Genomic DNA, 17,400 nt, shown 5'->3' with positions numbered 1-17,400 from the left:
CGGCTAAGGGTTTCAACACGCAGTCGCCTGAAGGCGGCTGGCAAAATCAATCGCCAGTACGGTAGAGGTCGTCTGTTTCAACACACAGCCGCCCGAAGGCGGCTGGCTGAATTTCTATAAAATCACTATCATATCTATGGTTTCAACACACAGCCGCCCGAGGGCGGCTGGTTTGGACGACATTTGTTTTCTTGGTCTCCAATTTGTGTTTCAACACACAGCCGCCTGAAGGCGGCTGGGTATAATACAACTCATCAGGAAGCACAAAGCAAGCCTGTTTCAACACACAGCCGCCTGAAGGCGGCTGGCAATACAGTCTCTGTGTTGTTGTTGTCACGCCAGTTTCAACACACAGCCGCCTGAAGGCGGCTGGACCCTCCTACCGTTGCCAGACCGGTTTTTTTGGTTTCAACACACAGCCGCCTGAAGGCGGCTGACGCGGCCAAGACATCACGGATCGGATCTTGTGGTTTCAACACACAGCCGCCTGAAGGCGGCTGATGAGCAAGTCTATTCAATGGCTTAAATATGCCTTTGTTTCAACACACAGCCGCCTGAAGGCGGCTGGGGCGAGAGTAAGGGCGTGATGGGCGGCGGTGGAGTTTCAACACACAGCCGCCTGAAGGCGGCTGATTTTGGGATAAAGTCAGCCGTCGCGATGACGTGCGTTTCAACACACAGCCGCCTGAAGGCGGCTGATACTTTGGCAAACTGTTCCACATCAAGATTGGGGTTTCAACACACAGCCGCCTGAAGGCGGCTGCTGCAAACGCTGCCATTCAATCGCGTTTTCCTGCCGGTTTCAACACACAGCCGCCTGAAGGCGGCTGACGAAGCGTACTTTATAAAGACCTCCGTCAAAAGGTTTCAACACACAGCCGCCTGAAGGCGGCTGCAATGCTATGGTAGATGGCACCGCTGCCATCGAAGAGTTTCAACACACAGCCGCCTGAAGGCGGCTGTTGCAGGTCAGCGTCAGGCGATGGAAAAACAAATCGTTTCAACACACAGCCGCCTGAAGGCGGCTGGTTAGTCTGTGGTTTGTATGGTACGCCGTTAGGCGTTTCAACACACAGCCGCCTGAAGGCGGCTGGCCTGCAAGTGCGGTGTCGTCTCATCATACTGAACTGTTTCAACACACAGCCGCCTGAAGGCGGCTGGTTTAACAACCCTATATGCATAAACGATTTGGGCGGTTTCAACACACAGCCGCCTGAAGGCGGCTGCAAGTCCATATCGCCGATTGCGGTAATGTCCAGTGTGTTTCAACACACAGCCGCCTGAAGGCGGCTGAAGGTCATCGATTTAAGTGCGTACTCAGGCACGGGTTTCAACACACAGCCGCCTGAAGGCGGCTGCCGAAGCGGTAGAACCGGTTGAAGCGAAGCAAGCCGTTTCAACACACAGCCGCCTGAAGGTGGCTGAACATTTTGGCATGCGACGAATTGCCCGAAAAAGTTTCAACACACAGCCGCCTGAAGGCGGCTGGTTATCAAAATAATATCAATGCCAGAATGTCTATGTTTCAACACACAGCCGCCTGAAGGCGGCTGTTATTCTGCCGAAGAATTTGAAGGCGGTTATCATGTTTCAACACACAGCCGCCTGAAGGCGGCTGCGACTTTGGTAGATTTATATCGGACTTCCCAGCGTGTTTCAACACACAGCCGCCTGAAGGCGGCTGGTCAGGAAATCAACCGCAGACAACAGAATTATTCTGTTTCAACACACAGCCGCCTGAAGGCGGCTGGTTTGGCCGCTTGCATGGCCGTATCAATTCGATGGTTTCAACACACAGCCGCCTGAAGGCGGCTGGTTTTCCGTAAGCTTTATAACGGCACTCCGCCTGTTTCAACACACAGCCGCCTGAAGGCGGCTGTTTATACATTACAGATTATGGGAATTTCGAAGAAGTTTCAACACACAGCCGCCTGAAGGCGGCTGGGTAAACAGCCAAAGCCAAACGCTCGTAGCACTTGTTTCAACACACAGCCGCCTGAAGGCGGCTGCAAACATTCATATCTTTAATGTCATGCCCTTCAGGTTTCAACACACAGCCGCCTGAAGGCGGCTGCTGCATTGTCGATGCAGGAGTCGCGCGGTAATGTGTTTCAACACACAGCCGCCTGAAGGCGGCTGCCGTGCTGTGGAGCGGTCGGTGTTGGACTCTTTGGTTTCAACACACAGCCGCCTGAAGGCGGCTGGACGGCGGCGCGCAAATACGACAAGCTGATCGCGCTTTGGTTTCAACACACAGCCGCCTGAAGGCGGCTGCAAACGGAGCGTCGAGCAAAACCGCCGACTTTGGTTTCAACACACAGCCGCCTGAAGGCGGCTGGCGATGCGCTTGAGCGTGTTTTCAACGGCGAAACAGTTTCAACACACAGCCGCCTGAAGGCGGCTGCTTTATCGACCAAATCAGCTTTTCATTCCACGAAAGTTTCAACACACAGCCGCCTGAAGGCGGCTGCCGAACGTGAGATTAAAACCTATAAGGATATGGCTGTTTCAACACACAGCCGCCTGAAGGCGGCTGGATTGCTCGGATTGGCGGGGATTCCTGAAGCAATGTTTCAACACACAGCCGCCTGAAGGCGGCTGATGGAATTGGCGCTGAGCCGCTTATCCCGCTACACGTTTCAACACACAGCCGCCTGAAGGCGGCTGGTCCTTGTTCTGTTTGGTAAGTCGCGCCGTATCCAGTTTCAACACACAGCCGCCTGAAGGCGGCTGAGGTAGGGGCTATGATGGATCCTCATTTTTTTATGTTTCAACACACAGCCGCCTGAAGGCGGCTGGTTGCAGGGCCGAGGGTTACTACTGTGCCATTCGGTTTCAACACACAGCCGCCTGAAGGCGGCTGACGGCTATATCGCGACGGATGGCATTTTCCAGAGTTTCAACACACAGCCGCCTGAAGGCGGCTGCATCGATTCATTAGTTTCTTCTTCGTTCTCTTTGAGTTTCAACACACAGCCGCCTGAAGGCGGCTGTCCCCGTTGCCGGCACGCTGATGATCGAACCGACCCTTTGAGTTTCAACACACAGCCGCCTGAAGGCGGCTGCGCCGATGTGTGCGCGTTTGATGGCTTCGTTTACTTTGAGTTTCAACACACAGCCGCCTGAAGGCGGCTGGCGGAAAATCGGGTTGTTCCTGCTATTCGTCTCAAGGTTTCAACACACAGCCGCCTGAAGGCGGCTGTTCTTCTTCCGTTCCGAGTTGATCAGGACGTACAAGTTTCAACACACAGCCGCCTGAAGGCGGCTGGGATATACATCTCGTCATACAAAACCTATAGCTGTTTCAACACACAGCCGCCTGAAGGCGGCTGATTTGTGTGGGGTCTTGAGCCTATTTATAAAGATGTTTCAACACACAGCCGCCTGAAGGCGGCTGTCTATATCTACTCTTTCCGCTACTTCATCTATCAGTTTCAACACACAGCCGCCTGAAGGCGGCTGTTCATCTTGTTATTGCCGTATCTACGACAAAGCGTTTCAACACACAGCCGCCTGAAGGCGGCTGGGCGATTATGAACGATACAGCGACACAATGCAAGTTTCAACACACAGCCGCCTGAAGGCGGCTGGCGCATTTCGGATCGTGTCAAAGAGGATGGTGGCGTTTCAACACACAGCCGCCTGAAGGCGGCTGCAAATACGGTGTCCGTGTAAGTCTATTGGAAGACGTTTCAACACACAGCCGCCTGAAGGCGGCTGGGCCTCTCTCAAAAGCCTTGCTCCATCAGGTTTCGCAGCCCCGAGTTCGCTAAGCTCCCAAGAAAAGCGCGAACGCGAGTATAACACAGCCTTTTCCGTTACACCCGCATTCGCAATATCCTGATTGTTAAAGAACAATCCCAATTCGCCAACCCTGCCGCATTTTCATGAGAACCGTAGGTTGGCGATTCACACAATCAACGTATCCTTAAACACATCCACCGCCGGTTTTGCGCCGTGGTGTTCCACTTTGCACCGCCATTTGCTGCCCAGATGGTAAAAGCGCAGGCTGTCGGTTTCGGGGTTGTAGGTTTTCAAAAGTTTGTCCTTTAAAACAACCCACTGGTCGGGCGCAATGTCGCATTCGAACACCGAATATTGCACGCGCACGCCGTAGTCCAGACACAATTTTGCCACGCGCCGCAGCCTTGCCTGTCCTTCTGCGTCTTCCAGCGAAATATCGTAAGTAATCAGCATCAGCATTTTGTATTCCCATGTGCAGGCTGCTTTAGAGGTCGTCTGAAAGCAGCCAACCCGTTTTCAGGCAGCCTGCAAACCTATCTCATCAAAAACGGCGGATATTCCGCCAAATCTCCGCGCAAGTGCCGCGCCAACAGCATCGCCTGAATATACGGCAGCAAGCCGATTTCCACTTCCTCGCCTAAAAACGGATGCACGATTTTCTCCTGCTTTTTCGCCTGCAAGGCTTGGAACAACAGCTTACGCGCATCGGCTTTTAGGCTTACCGTGCCGCTTGCCTCGGTAACAAAATCCTGCGGTTTGATTTGCCCTCGGTTAATTAGTGAAAGCACCAATCTGTCCGCCCACCACGCGCGGAATTCTTCCAAAATATCCTGCGCCAAACTGTCGCGCCCCGGCCGGTCGGCGTGCAGAAAACCTACCTGCGGGTCCAGTCCCACGCCTTGCAGCGAGCCGCTGATGTCCTTACCCAAGATGCTGTACACAAACGACAATAGCGCATTCACCCCGTCTCTAGGCGGGCGGCGGTTGCGCCCGTCAAAAGAAAAGCCGCTTTTTTCGCTCAAAAGCTGCCCGAACACGCCGAAATAACGCGCCGCTGCATCACCTTCAATGCCGCGCACCACGTCCAGCTCCGCCGCGCCCTTCAACTGCCGCAGCGAAATGTTCAAAGCATCGGCCGCACTTTGAATCGCCGCATTCTCACCGTAATTGCGAATCTGCCGCTGAAGCACCCGCTTACTCGCCTGAATCTTCGCCGCAATGATGTTGCGCGCAATCGGCACGGGATTTTGCTCCGACACCCGATACTGCGCCCGACGCAGCAGCACATTGCCGCTCTGCCGCCCCTGAAGCCGCCCCAAGAAACGTCCGTTTTCGGTAAAAAACGCCAAATTCACATTATTTTCACCGCAAAACCCCAGCAAAAACGGCGACACCAGCACATTCCCAAAACAGAAAATATGGCCGATGGAATGCACCGGCAACTGCGCCACCTTCTTACGCTCCTGCTCCACCACCAGCGTCTCCCGCTCCTTATGCAGATAGCTGCCTTGGGTAGTGATGTAGAGCGTATTTTGCAGTTTGCGCATGGGAGGCTCCTTGGGGTTTGATTCTGCTTTTGTTGGAGGATTAGCTGAAAATTAGGTATCTACATTTATTTACTAATAATCAAAAAGGTCAATTTCATTATTAGGAATAATACTATCTAATTTATCAAATTCAGCTTGCAAGAAAATAGATGTGTTCTTCAATATATTTAACATACTCGGGCTATTTACCCAGTCGTAATTCCACAAACTTATCTGACTATTCTTCAATTCACATATTTTTTCTGAAAATTTAAAATAACTTAAATTATCTTTCAACATCCTTTGCAGCCAAATTTGTGCAAATCCTGAGTTAGGCATTTTGCTTAATTTTTCATGAACTAATAAAGATATATGCTTACTATCATCCAATTCTGAAAGTAATTTACTAATGATTGCGCAGCACACTGGTATTACCTTCGGATTATGGTATGCAATATCTGTTGCAATACTAATAAGCTGCTCTATATTACGCACTTTTCCTTTTTTATTTCTAATTCTTTCTATCTGTTTATCAAATTTATTCAAGGCGGTATTTAAACTACCAGAATTAGCATGATTAATACTATGTTGTCTAATAAGCAAAAGTTGCTTTTGTAAACTGATTCGATTATTTTGCGGAATAGCTAACCAAGCTAGTTTGTCCTTTTTTATCGATTGAGTAATAACATCTTGGCTTCCTTTGGTTTTGTTTGAATTCAACTTGAATCCAAAAGGCATCATAATTTCGGAAAGCAATTTCAGAAGCATCTCACCATCATTAGAATTGCAAACAAAAATTCGATAATCATCACGATAACGTAAAATCTGATACTGGTTAACTTTACATTTTTTTAGCGCTATTGTGAGAATCAAATCTATATAACCTAGGACCATCTCAGCTATAAAGTCCATCAACACGGAGCCTTGTGGAATACCATTAGTCTGCCCATACTGGGCATTTTGTATAGTTGCATCTATAAAATTGCCAAGCAAATTATTTTTTCGATTATTTTTAGCTTTTTTTCTTCCCTCAACAGCCCAGGCAATAGAGTGTGTATAAATTGAACCATAACAATCTGCTACATCTGTATCAAAAACGTAGTCATACTCCAATGAGAGCAAAATAGACTGCTGTTCTACTTGTTCCCACCAATTTGAAATTTGCTGAGCTTTGTCAGATTGTTTATTTTCCGATTGAACAGGTATGCTTAAACATTTTATTTTTTCATTTTTACTAAAATTCTTAAATCTTGCCTGTATTTTTACCCAATTTTTCTGTTCAGTAATTTTATGTATTAATGCCACATATACTAAAGGATTTATAATCTGCAATGGTCTCCATGATAATTTCCCATCTTTATTGGCATATAAAAGATAATTCACATCATCTAAATTCGTCATTTTCTTTTTGTCTGAAAAATCTCCCAACGATTTCCCTGAATATTCATTAGATATTTTTTCTAATAATTCAGAGAATGAAAAATATTTTGGCAAATCAATGTTGCAATAGCTTTCATGTTTTAAAAAGAATTTCCTTGCTTCATTAGCGTCCAGTTCTAAAATGCTTTTTCGACTCATTTATTGTTTATCCCATCATAAAAGTATTTACATATCTATTGTTTGTTTTTTAATCTCCCCCAAACAACCCCGCCACATACCCCATACTCCTATCCCGTTTCCCCAGCAACTCAGGCTGGCAAATCTCCACCAGCGAGCAGGCCTTGCAGCGTTTGCCGTAGTCGGGCGGCGGGGTGTGTCCGCTATTTAAGAGTTCGCGCACGGCGGTGATGGTGGCGAGGGTTTGGGCGCGCAGGTCGTCTGAAAACACGACGGGGACGCGGTGGCGGGTTTGCATATACCACAGCGCGCCCTCAGAGATGGTTTGCCCTGTCATTTCTTCTAGGCACAAGCCTTGGGCGCAAAGCTGGATTTCGTCCATCGGGTCGGGTTTGGGTTTGCCGCGTTTGTATTCCACAGGTTTCAGACGGCCTGTTTTCGTTTCCACTTCCACCAAATCCAACACGCCGCTGATGCCCAGTTTCTCCGCCGACACATGCACCGTCCGCTCAAAACGCACACCCTTGCGCGTTTCCGGCTCGCCCGAATCTACCCGCTCATGCAGCGCCTTGCCCTGCGCGGTCAAATAGTTCTCCGCCCACGCCTGCTCGTTATGAATCAATGCGCATTGACGCGGGCAGAAGGCGTAGTGTTGCAGGGCGGAAAGGGGAATCAGGCGCATGTCCTGATTTTCCCCTTGGCTCTCAGTTGAAAGTGCGGTCATTTTTTTGAATGTTTTTAGAAGCCGTCGATTTCCTGCGGAGTTAAACCATCAAGTTTTTCCAGTTCATAGCCGCCATCGGCATTCACTTTCAGGCTGCCATGCACTTTGGCGGAAGAATATTGCCCTGCTTTGCTGTTGTGTTCCCACCAGATGAGTTTCAGCACCTGCATACTGCCTTCGGGGCGGGCAGAAGATGCGTCACCCTCAAAGAGTTTGGTGAGTACGGCTTTGATTTTTTCGGCATCGTCGTCTGAAAAGCCGGTGCGCTCGGCAAGCTGCGGCGACATTGCGCCAAAGGCAACGTACACGCCCTGATCGACACGGTGTTTCATGCCCATGGTGTCGGAGCTTTTTTTCGAGCCATCGCCTTCGCCGCTAACGCTTTTGGTGATCTGTGTGCTGGTGATGTTAATCGGCTCAACGCTGAATGCGGATTGAATAGTAACGGGGCCGCGCACGGCGATGGATATGCCGCTGCTACCGTCGCCGCTGAATGCGAAAACTTGTCCGAAACTGCGCACATCCAGCCATTTGTCGCAGGCTTTTTTGGCGGTGTCGTCTTTGTTGGCTTTTTTGGCATTAAAAGCATCCGCGCCCAAGCCGACATCTTTATCTTTGGCACGGTTGGCCAGGCTGGTCATGCCGTCGGTTTTCTTTTCGTCCGATTGTACGAAGATGCTCTCGCCGCTGTCTTGCAGGCGGTCGCGGATTTTGCGTTTCAGGCACACATCGGTCATTTCGCCGAAACCTTGGAAATCGGCACGCGGGCGGTTGCCGTTTAAGGGGTCGCCGTTAGGGTTTGCGTTGGTAACTTTCAGAATTAAGGCAAAGTCGATTTTTTTGGTTAAGCTCATTTTGGTTTTCCTTCAAGTTGAGTTATTCGTCAGTTTTGGATTTGTTGGCTGAAAACTCGGCAATACGGCGGGCGATTTCCATTTTTTGGCAATGGTAGCCCAAGAGAAATTCGCCGCTTAATTTGTCATCACAGGTGAAATCATCGGTGGCAAATAATTCCATAATCTCGCCGATTGCCTGTGCGCCGGTATCTTTGCCATTGTTGCGCAGGCGTTCTTGATAGGGTTTCAATGCCAGCTCAATATTACGCCATGTGGCAAACGGGTGTTCGGCAAAACGCTGCATATAGCGTTCGGCGGTGGTGGCGCGTTTTTCGCCCGCCAAATACAGGGCGTAGGATTCGGTGTTTTCGGCAACGGCAAGCAATCTGCCGTATAAGTAATCGCGCGAGCGGTTTTGGGTATCCAAACTCATAGGGTAAGTTCTCCGTTGTGATAAATCGTGATGACGAGCACGCCAGCCTTTGTATAGGGCGCAGGCGACGCCGATGTTTCTTTGCCATTCCCAGTTTTCGCAGCCATTAGGATTACAGGCTGCCTGAAAACTTTGACGCACCAAATCTTCAGGAATCGGCACGGATGTTCCACCTGCGATAACAGGCAGAAGTCGGGCGTAAAGCTGTTTTTTGAGCGTGTCGGACAGGGATTTGCCGTACACGGCTTCGGCAATGCTGTAAGGCGACGGCGGGACGAAAGCCCAAAGGGTTTTCTTTTTATCTGATTTTTTAGCATTCGGTTGCTCAATGCTGTAACGCTGATACCAGGAAAAATCATCAATCCATGCATCCAAATTGGCGAAATAGTCGGCAGGCAGAAATTCTTGGTAATAAGTCAATGCCATGCGCCCCGGTGTGGCAGAATCGAGCATAATCAGGGAGATTTGTTCGTGGGCTTTCAATTCTGCCTGATAGCCGTGCAGTTTCTTTTTGATAATTTGTGCAGCAGCACGCCCGATATTCACCGACCAATCGGGAGACGGTTCTGGGTTTTCAGGTGGCCTTTGGGCGACGATTTCATCAGGATTTTCAACCGCACTTATGTCCCAGTTGTCCATATTCGCCCAATTCAGTTCGGCGGAAATGTCTTTCATCGGCGACGGAATAGGTTTGCCGCTGATTGCCCAGGCGACGGTAACTTGTTCATTATTTCGTGCAGTAGTTTGCCTATCGATCAACCACCTAAGTGCGGCATGAGCCTTATGCGATACTTCAGCCGAAATTGTTGTTGCTTGGTTAGCTTCTTCAAATCGACCTAAGTAGGTAAATCCTTCCTTATCATTGGAAGAAATCAATTTTGCTTTGTCGCCTGAATAAAGCAATTTTGCGGGATGACTTTCACGAATTTTCTGTTCATTCCCTGTTATTGTGCAAAATTGGCTTTTTAAAGTCTGCTGGTAATAATTTTCCCAACTTTTCTGGACTTCCTTATCCTTCCAAGTTTCAGGAACAAAATCGCCGGGTATTTGCACTGACCAAACAACAAGGGCTTTTCGGATTTCAAATTTCCCTTGCTCCTTAGTTAAAACATTAAACAATTCAGGTTTTTGCTTGTCTTTGTTTTCCCTTTCAATCCAATTTGTCAGCAACTCGCCGTTATCATCTACGGGAATGACTTTTTCTTTTATCAAATCAGCTAATACCGTTCCCTTGTGAACATATTTTTGTATTGCCAATACCTTTTTGTTATCTATCGCTGCACACCATTTATCTAGCTGTTCTGCATACAAATTGAAAATCAAGTCTTCATGTTTGCTTTTTGTTTTTTTCTTTTTACCGTTTTTCCCTTCGATTTCTGTAATGACTTCTTTTTGATAAATCAGTCCCAAATCTTTTGCGATATATTGCAAGCTATCCGCCAAAGCATGGGAAGCCAAACCGCTTGTCCGTCCCTCTGAGCTTTCCGTTACGGGCAACATGATAATCGGTTTATCGGTTAAAACCCTAGCTCCAAGAAACTTTCCGTCTTCATCCAAAGTAATTTGAATATGGGCAGTTTGCGGGCTATGCCACAATGGTGCTAGTTTTTCTTTTTCCAAATCCGATAAGTTCGTATTCTTTTCAATTTCGTTATACGTCCAATAAAGTTTCTGCATCCAGCTCATAATTCCAGCTCCTTGGCTTCATCTTCCACAGGCTTGACGTTTTCGCCGCGCTTGAACGGTTTTTCAGGCTGCATTTTGCGGATAAATCGGGTTTTCAGACGACCTTCTGTATCGTCGATGCTTGGAAACTCAATCACACCGTTTTGCATATTCGCCATCCAAAAACGGCTGACCAACTCGGGCTTTCCAGTTTCTTCGGGATAGCCGAAACTATGGAACATCAGGCCAAAATCCAAATTGTCGATTTCATCGTAAAAGCCTGCTTTTCCATCTCGACTTGGGCCGCCAAACTCGCAAGGCTCAACATAGCCTTGGCAATCGCGCGTGCCGAGAAAAACATCCTGCCGTCCGCCGCGTTCCAACATTCTTCTGGCAATGGCAATATGTTTGCCGAAATTACGGTCGCCTGCCAATTCTTCCCAATGCTCATTCCATTCAAAATGGGCTTCCACTTGGTATTCCACGTCCTGTAAAAAGGTGTAAATCGCCAAAGTGTTGCCGCCGTTCCAGTCCAGCGGTTTGGTGGATTTGCTTTGGGTGCGGATGGGTTTCATCACGCGGATGCGGTCGATATGCCAAATCAACGTGGGCTTCCAGTAAATGCTTTTGACAATGCCTTTAATGGCTTCGTATGTCGGCACTTGGTAGCTGAATTTTTCGCCACCGATTTTGGTAACCGGGTCGGTAAACAGGGCTTGCCGTCCCCAGACGCGGAAACTGATTTTATGGTTTTTATAGTCCATATTGCTCCTTAATAATTCAAAAAAGTCATGTCGCTTGTTTCATCTAAAGACAGGCCGAATTCGTCGTTGTAATGGCGTTCTTTCAGATAATAAATGCCCGAACCTTCAATGGTTTCATGCAGGGCGTTTTCTTTTTGCAATTTATCCCAAACGTTGGGGAAGACGTTCACACTGTAACGCTGGGCTTTTTGCAAAGTGCGGTGCATTTCTTGGGGACTCCATTCGCCACAGAGTTTGGCAATGAGTTCCGCACCTTCGCCATACGGCACAATCACGGCATGGGTCGGCGCGTCTATGGCTTGGAAAACACGCCCCGCACTTTTGAAGGATTGCATCAGCAATTGAATTTTTCCAGTTCTGCGGTTATTTATATTACCGCCAGGATTGTTTTTATTATCGCTCAGCCAATCTAGCAGTGAATCCGTTGTGCTGTTTTTGACGGAATATGACATTTCATCGCTGCGCTGGTAAAAATAGTATTCAAAATAACGTTTCATCGCTTCTGGCTGCAAAATATCCTGTCCGGCAAAATCGCGAAACACGCGTTCGGCATGGGTTTTACCTGCCTGAATATCGGGTAATATTCGCGTAAAATCCTGTTCCTGTAAATTCAACACCCAAACCTGTCCTTTACCTTTCTTCTCACCGTGCCGGTTACAACGTCCCGCCGCTTGGGCAATACTGTCCAGCCCACCCAAAGCGCGAATTACGCAAGCCATGGAAATATCCACACCGGCTTCAATCAACTGGGTGCTGATGCAGATAACGGGTTGTTTGTTTTCCAAACGAGCTTTGATGGTGTCAAAAATCGCTTTGCGGTGCGCCGCGCATTGATTAGTGCTGAGATGGAATAAGGCTTCAGGCGGGACGTTCTGCGCCTTGCAATATTGATAAAGCTCTTGCGCCCATTTTTTGGTATTAACGATAAACAGGCAGCTTGGGGTCATCTGAAACTGTTCCAGCAAAAATGTGCCTGCTTCTTCTACATTCCAGCCTCCCACTTTTTCGTTAAATTGGATTTCTACTCGGGATAACTCATCAAATAATTTATCCAAATCCTGATGTTTACCCATGATTTCGGCGTTTTCAGGTAACCTTAACAAACCGCGCGCGGCAATACTTTCCCTTTTCCCTTCAGGGAAATTCCGCAAACCCGATTCACCGAGCAAAGGCTGCGTCGCCGTACACAAAACCGCCGTGCTTTTGCCAAAGGTCGTCAGCCAGTTCAATACGTTGCAAAATAAATGCACGCATTTCACAGGCAGGGTTTGGATTTCGTCAAAAATCAAGACGCTATTTGTCATCGGGTGGATATGGCGCGCGCCGCGCGTACCGCCGCCGAACCACGCATCTAGAAACTGCACCATCGTGGTAAACACAATAGGCTTATCCCAGTTTTCGGACAACAATTTGTCCTGCCAGCTTTGTTTTTCAGGTTCTAGATTAGAATGATGTTCCAGTACCCAATCTTCACCAAGAATCTCACGCACGGCTTGGGCATTTTGATCAATGATAGAAGTATAGGGAATGATGTAGATAACGCGCTCAAGATTATGCTTTTGTGCATGATGGAGGGCGTAGCGCAAGCTAGCCAATGTTTTACCGCCACCGGTCGGCACGGTAAGCGTATAAATACCTTGAAAATCGACCGCTCTTTTTAAACAGTTGTCTGAAATTTTGCGGCGGATTTCATCGATAGGATAACGGTTTTCAAAACCTGCTAATTTGGTTTCCAACTGATTAATCGCCGATTGCCAATCAGGTTTTTCTGTCAAACGGCGGACATCCTTTTGATCTTCTCGCTCAAAATCCGAGCTGTTGATACGGTCGGCATCAATCAGGCAGCTGAATAGGAAACGGGTCAGACAGCCGAGATAAAATTCTTTGATTTTATTATTGGTTGTTTGATTGGAAAGAATTGGTTTCACTGCATTCAGCAGGCTACGAATCAGGTTTTCTCCTGCCAATTCACGTGCTTTCTGTTGAACGACTTCATCGGCATTTTGCTCGCATTCCGCCAAATGCGTCAGTTCATCAGTTTTATTAAACCGCTCAACCCATTTCGGATTACCTTCTCCATCCAAACAGTCAATCAAACCTTCACCGTGGTGCGAAGCAATACACAAGCCCAACATCTGCCCGAACAATTCGCCGATACCCTGTGCTGCACCGAATTTTCTCAATTCGCGGTAAACCCATTGCGCACCGGCGGTGGAGTGGTCTCCTCCTTTAAAACTATCTTCGTCATCTTGATCAAAATTGAACCCAATATTATTAACTCTGCGAATGTAGTTTTGGAATTTTTGGGAATATTTGCCGAAATCGTGCATCAACCCAAGCAGTTCGCCTGCTTGTTCTAAATTTAACTTAGCCGCCAATAATTTTGCGATAGCGGCGGCTTCGGTCAGGTGAGTCTGCAAAGATTGTGGGTTTTGGTCCGATTTTCGGATGTGGGCTATATAGTCGAAATTCACATCAATTCTCCAAATTTGAAACGTGCAAAGCCTTAACAAACAAGCCATATAAATAGCTTGAAGTGTTGAAAAATCGAAAATCTGTGGAATGAGGTCGTCTGAATGACGGATAAAGGAGATAGTTAGGAATTTATGATGTTATTATTTTATTTGTTATAATTACCCGAATATAATAAAGCATTTATAATAAATAACAATATCAATTTGACTATTTGTGAGCAATGGAACAAATCAAACATGCCGAGATCACTCAAATGATGCAGATATAACGATGACAGGTTTTCAGACGATCTGCTTGACTTTGCCCCTACATTTAGGGTTATAGTTAATTGGATTTGAACTATGGCTTGCTTCTCTGCCTCATCCTGATTTTTATTAATCCATCACATTTTATATTGGCTTTTAGACTCAATTCGTTTACAGAAAGGAAATCCTATGGAAACCCTTACCCTCAATATCGGCGGTATGACCTGCGGCGGCTGCGTGAAAAGTGTTACCCGTATTTTGGAAAACACGGAAGGCGTTGCCAAAGCCGAAGTCAGCTTGGAAAACAAAAATGCGTTCATTGAATTCGACCCTGCGAAAACCAATCCTGCCGCGTTGATTGAAGCGGTGGAAGATGGGGGCTTTGACGCTGTCTTATAATCCTCCGAGGTCGTCTGAAAATGTTTCAGACGACCTTTTGCTGTAGTGAAGTTCTTTTTTGTTTGATTTGCACCTTATGCCCGATTTCCTTCCCGTCCCACCTGCCGAACTGTGGCAGGCGACGCTTGAACACCTCCGCCTTTCCCTGATTGCCCTGCTTTGCGCCGTCGCGCTTGCCGTACCGCTGGCTGTATGGCTGGCGGACAAACGACGTTGGGCGGAAGGTGTTTTACAGGTAACCAATATCCTGCAAACCATCCCCTCCCTTGCGCTGCTCGGTCTGCTGATTCCCTTTGTCGGCATCGGTTCGCCGCCAGTTTTGATTGCGCTGACGCTCTACGCCCTGTTGCCGATTTTTCAGAACACCTATCTCGGTTTGAGCCAAATCGATCCTGCCATTAAAGAAGCGCACACCGCGTTCGGCTTGTCCCGATGGCAGGCGTTGTGGCGTATTGAATTGCCGATGGCGCTGCCCGCCATGATTTCCGGTATCCGAACCGCGTCCGTATTGATTATCGGCACGGCAACACTCGCCGCGCTTATCGGCGCGGGCGGCTTGGGCAACCTGATTTTGCTCGGCATTGACCGCAACAACATGGCGATGACGTTTGTCGGCGCGTTGCTGTCCGCCCTGCTTGCCGTACTGGTCAGCGGCGGCATCGGCATACTGCAAAAGTCCAAACACAAAATGCCGATTACCGCCGCCCTGCTTGCCATCCTTATCGCCATCGGCTTGGCACCGATTTTTCAAACGAACCCATCCGCACAAAAAATCACCATCGCAGGCAAGCTCGGCAGCGAACCCGATATCCTCATCAATATGTACAAACAGTTGATTGAAGAAAATAATCCACGCGCGCTGGTGGCGCTCAAACCCAATTTCGGCAAAACTTCATTTCTGTTCAACGCTTTAAACAGCGGCGAAATCGACATCTACCCCGAATTTACCGGTACCGTCCTGGAAAGTCTGGTCAAAGTCCCCGCCGAACAGCAGAACCGCCGTCTTTCGCCCGAACAGACCTACCAAACCGCCAAAGAACTGCTCGCCCGACAACACCGGCTGACCTTTTTACCGCCGATGGCATACCAAAACACCTACGCCCTCGCCGTCAGCCAAGACTATGCCGTCGCGCACAACCTGCACAAAATCTCCGACCTCAAACGCGTGCAAAACCAAATCCGCGCCGGCTTTACCCTTGAATTTACCGACCGCGCCGACGGCTACAAAGGTCTGCAACAACACGACATACAGTTTAGCCACCTCTCGACGCTCGAACCCGCCCTGCGCTACACCGCCCTGCTAAACGGCAAAATCGACCTCGTTGAAGCCTATTCCACCGACAGTGACCTCAAACAATATCGCCTCGCCGTCCTTTCAGACGACATCGCCCTTTTCCCTTCCTACCAAGGCGCACCACTGATGAAAACCGAGTTTGCCGAACAGCATCCCGACATCGTGAACGCATTGAACAAGCTGGCAGGCAAAATCAGCGAAGCCGAAATGACTGAAATGAACTACCGCGTGAAAGTAGGCGGAGAAAAACCGGCGGACGTAGCGCGGGATTATTTGCAGAAAAACGGTTTGATTAACGATAAGGGCAAATGATTCAGGTCGTCTGAAAAACAGTTTTCATTTTATTGAAGCGGGTTTTCAGACGACCTCTCAAGTTGCAACAAGCCATCGATTAGACTATAGTGGGTTCTCGATCAACACAAACATCAAGGAAATAAGCCATGAGCGGTAAATTAGACCAAATCAGCGGTAATGTAAAAGAGAAAGCCGGAGAACTATTGGATGACCCCAAACTCCAAGCAGAAGGCGTGATCCAACAAGGCATCGGAAAAGTCAAAGAAGTTGCCGCCGACATTGAGGAAAAAGCAAGCGACGTATTGAAAAAAGGCAAAGAAGAAGCAGAACATCTGGTTAGCGAAGCAAAAGAAAAAGCCGAGCACCTGATTGACGACATCAAAAGCAAGTTCTAATCCATCCTTGTCTTAAAACTATGTCAAAAGGCCGTTTGAAACACGATTTCAGACGGCCTTTATTTCAGGCAGCGCAGCCACCCGAAATCGCCTGTTCCCCATCCAATCAAACTTTCAGACGACCCCGCCGGATAAGTTGGATAGATGAATCCAACGCTTTAACGGTTTTGCCGAAACCGACTCGAGATACGCATAGTTTAATCATCGACAGGAGAAGCACCATGCCTTCCGGCAAGCTCATCCAAAAACTCAAACCCGCCCTGCAAAATCAGCTTCCGCCCGAACAAGACGGCATCTTGCTGTGCCTCGATTCCGACGGCGTAATGGGCGACAACGCCAAATACATGAACATGTACAACCGCCTCGCCCGTTGGTACGACTTCGGCGAACGCTGGATAGCCCGCCTCAAATACGGCAACAGCATCAACGAAATGCGGCGCAGCCTGATGGGCGAACTGGAATGGCGGCAGGACTGCACCGCGCTCTATGTCTCCATCGGCACAGGTACCGATTTAAACCACCTGCCCGCCGACATCGACCCCGCCGCACTGGATTTGACCGGCGCCGACCTGTCGCTCGGCATGTTGGCACGCTGCCGCGACGTATGGCGGAAAAAAGCGGCGGGCTTAGACTTTGCACACTGCAACGCCGAAGACTTACCCTTTGCCGACAATATGTTCGACGTCGTATCCCATGTGGGCGGCATCAATTTTTTCAGCGACAAACAAAAAGCCATCAACGAAATGCTGCGCATCGCCAAACCCGGCACCAAAATCATGATTGCAGACGAAACCACCGACTTTATCCAGAAACAATACAAAAAAAGCCTGTTCACGCGGAACTACTTCCAAGACACCGATTTCGACCTGACACAAATCGAAAACTGCATCCCCGAAACCGTTCGGGAAAAGAAAACGCAGCTGCTGTGGAGCAACCGCTTTTACTGCATCACCTTCCGCAAACCTGTCTAAAACAGCCGCAGCGTTTGTTTTTTCAGACGACCTCGAAATCTGAAAAGGTCGTCTGAAAAATAAAAAGCAGCCTGCACT

General features: G+C 48.4%; 12 protein-coding genes and 1 CRISPR repeat array. Of the genes, 4 read left to right on the top strand and 8 right to left on the bottom strand.

From position 1 onward, the window contains the following. Positions 1-9 precede the first annotated feature (9 nt). Positions 10-3,720: direct repeats of the CRISPR family, unit length 31 nt; unit sequence GTTTCAACACACAGCCGCCTGAAGGCGGCTG. Between the two features lie 189 nt (positions 3,721-3,909). From cas2 to DBY90_RS02615, 8 genes are all read right to left on the bottom strand, one after another. Then, positions 3,910-4,203 (bottom strand): CRISPR-associated endonuclease Cas2, encoded by a 294-nt coding sequence (gene cas2, locus DBY90_RS02650; protein WP_070491074.1) that lies wholly within the window; start codon positions 4,201-4,203, stop codon positions 3,910-3,912. A 74-nt stretch (positions 4,204-4,277) separates the two neighbouring features. Further along, positions 4,278-5,291 (bottom strand): type I-C CRISPR-associated endonuclease Cas1c, encoded by a 1,014-nt coding sequence (gene cas1c, locus DBY90_RS02645; RefSeq protein ID WP_070491072.1) that lies wholly within the window; start codon positions 5,289-5,291, stop codon positions 4,278-4,280. A gap of 72 nt (positions 5,292-5,363) precedes the next feature. Next, complete coding sequence (locus tag DBY90_RS02640; protein WP_107986498.1) at positions 5,364-6,848, bottom strand: RNA-directed DNA polymerase; 1,485 nt, start codon at positions 6,846-6,848, stop codon at positions 5,364-5,366. Between the two features lie 49 nt (positions 6,849-6,897). Continuing rightward, positions 6,898-7,551 carry a CRISPR-associated protein Cas4 gene (gene cas4 / locus DBY90_RS02635; RefSeq protein WP_070491068.1) on the bottom strand — a complete coding sequence of 218 codons (654 nt, stop codon included), beginning with the start codon at positions 7,549-7,551 and terminating at the stop codon, positions 6,898-6,900. 14 nt (positions 7,552-7,565) lie between these two features. Beyond that, the gene (cas7c, locus tag DBY90_RS02630) at positions 7,566-8,405 is read right to left on the bottom strand and encodes a type I-C CRISPR-associated protein Cas7/Csd2 (protein WP_070491066.1); all 840 of its coding nucleotides are present in this window, start codon (positions 8,403-8,405) and stop codon (positions 7,566-7,568) included. A gap of 22 nt (positions 8,406-8,427) precedes the next feature. Then, positions 8,428-10,497, bottom strand: a complete 2,070-nt coding sequence (gene cas8c / locus DBY90_RS02625; protein WP_234405094.1) for a type I-C CRISPR-associated protein Cas8c/Csd1 — start codon at positions 10,495-10,497, stop codon at positions 8,428-8,430. Positions 10,498-10,502: 5 nt separating this feature from the next. Beyond that, positions 10,503-11,249 carry a type I-C CRISPR-associated protein Cas5c gene (cas5c, locus tag DBY90_RS02620; RefSeq protein WP_070491062.1) on the bottom strand — a complete coding sequence of 249 codons (747 nt, stop codon included), beginning with the start codon at positions 11,247-11,249 and terminating at the stop codon, positions 10,503-10,505. A gap of 8 nt (positions 11,250-11,257) precedes the next feature. Next, the gene (locus tag DBY90_RS02615; RefSeq protein WP_070491060.1) at positions 11,258-13,723 is read right to left on the bottom strand and encodes a CRISPR-associated helicase/endonuclease Cas3; all 2,466 of its coding nucleotides are present in this window, start codon (positions 13,721-13,723) and stop codon (positions 11,258-11,260) included. A gap of 435 nt (positions 13,724-14,158) precedes the next feature. Between DBY90_RS02615 and DBY90_RS02610 the strand changes: the two genes are divergently transcribed. From DBY90_RS02610 to DBY90_RS02595, 4 genes are all read left to right on the top strand, one after another. Then, positions 14,159-14,368, top strand: a complete 210-nt coding sequence (locus DBY90_RS02610) for a heavy-metal-associated domain-containing protein (protein ID WP_070491058.1) — start codon at positions 14,159-14,161, stop codon at positions 14,366-14,368. Between the two features lie 76 nt (positions 14,369-14,444). Then, entirely contained in the window at positions 14,445-15,974 is a 1,530-nt protein-coding gene (locus DBY90_RS02605; protein WP_070491082.1) for an ABC transporter permease/substrate-binding protein, read from the top strand. Between the two features lie 128 nt (positions 15,975-16,102). Continuing rightward, positions 16,103-16,351: a CsbD family protein gene (locus tag DBY90_RS02600; protein ID WP_070491056.1), complete on the top strand. Its 249-nt coding sequence runs from the start codon at positions 16,103-16,105 to the stop codon at positions 16,349-16,351. 221 nt (positions 16,352-16,572) lie between these two features. After that, complete coding sequence (locus DBY90_RS02595; RefSeq protein WP_107986496.1) at positions 16,573-17,322, top strand: class I SAM-dependent methyltransferase; 750 nt, start codon at positions 16,573-16,575, stop codon at positions 17,320-17,322. The last annotated feature ends 78 nt before the right edge of the window (positions 17,323-17,400 follow it).

This window comes from Neisseria mucosa (assembly GCF_003044445.1).
Taxonomy (GTDB): domain Bacteria; phylum Pseudomonadota; class Gammaproteobacteria; order Burkholderiales; family Neisseriaceae; genus Neisseria; species Neisseria mucosa_A.
The sequence above is the reverse complement of the archived record's forward strand: the minus strand, read 5'-3'. Positions and strand labels throughout refer to the sequence as shown.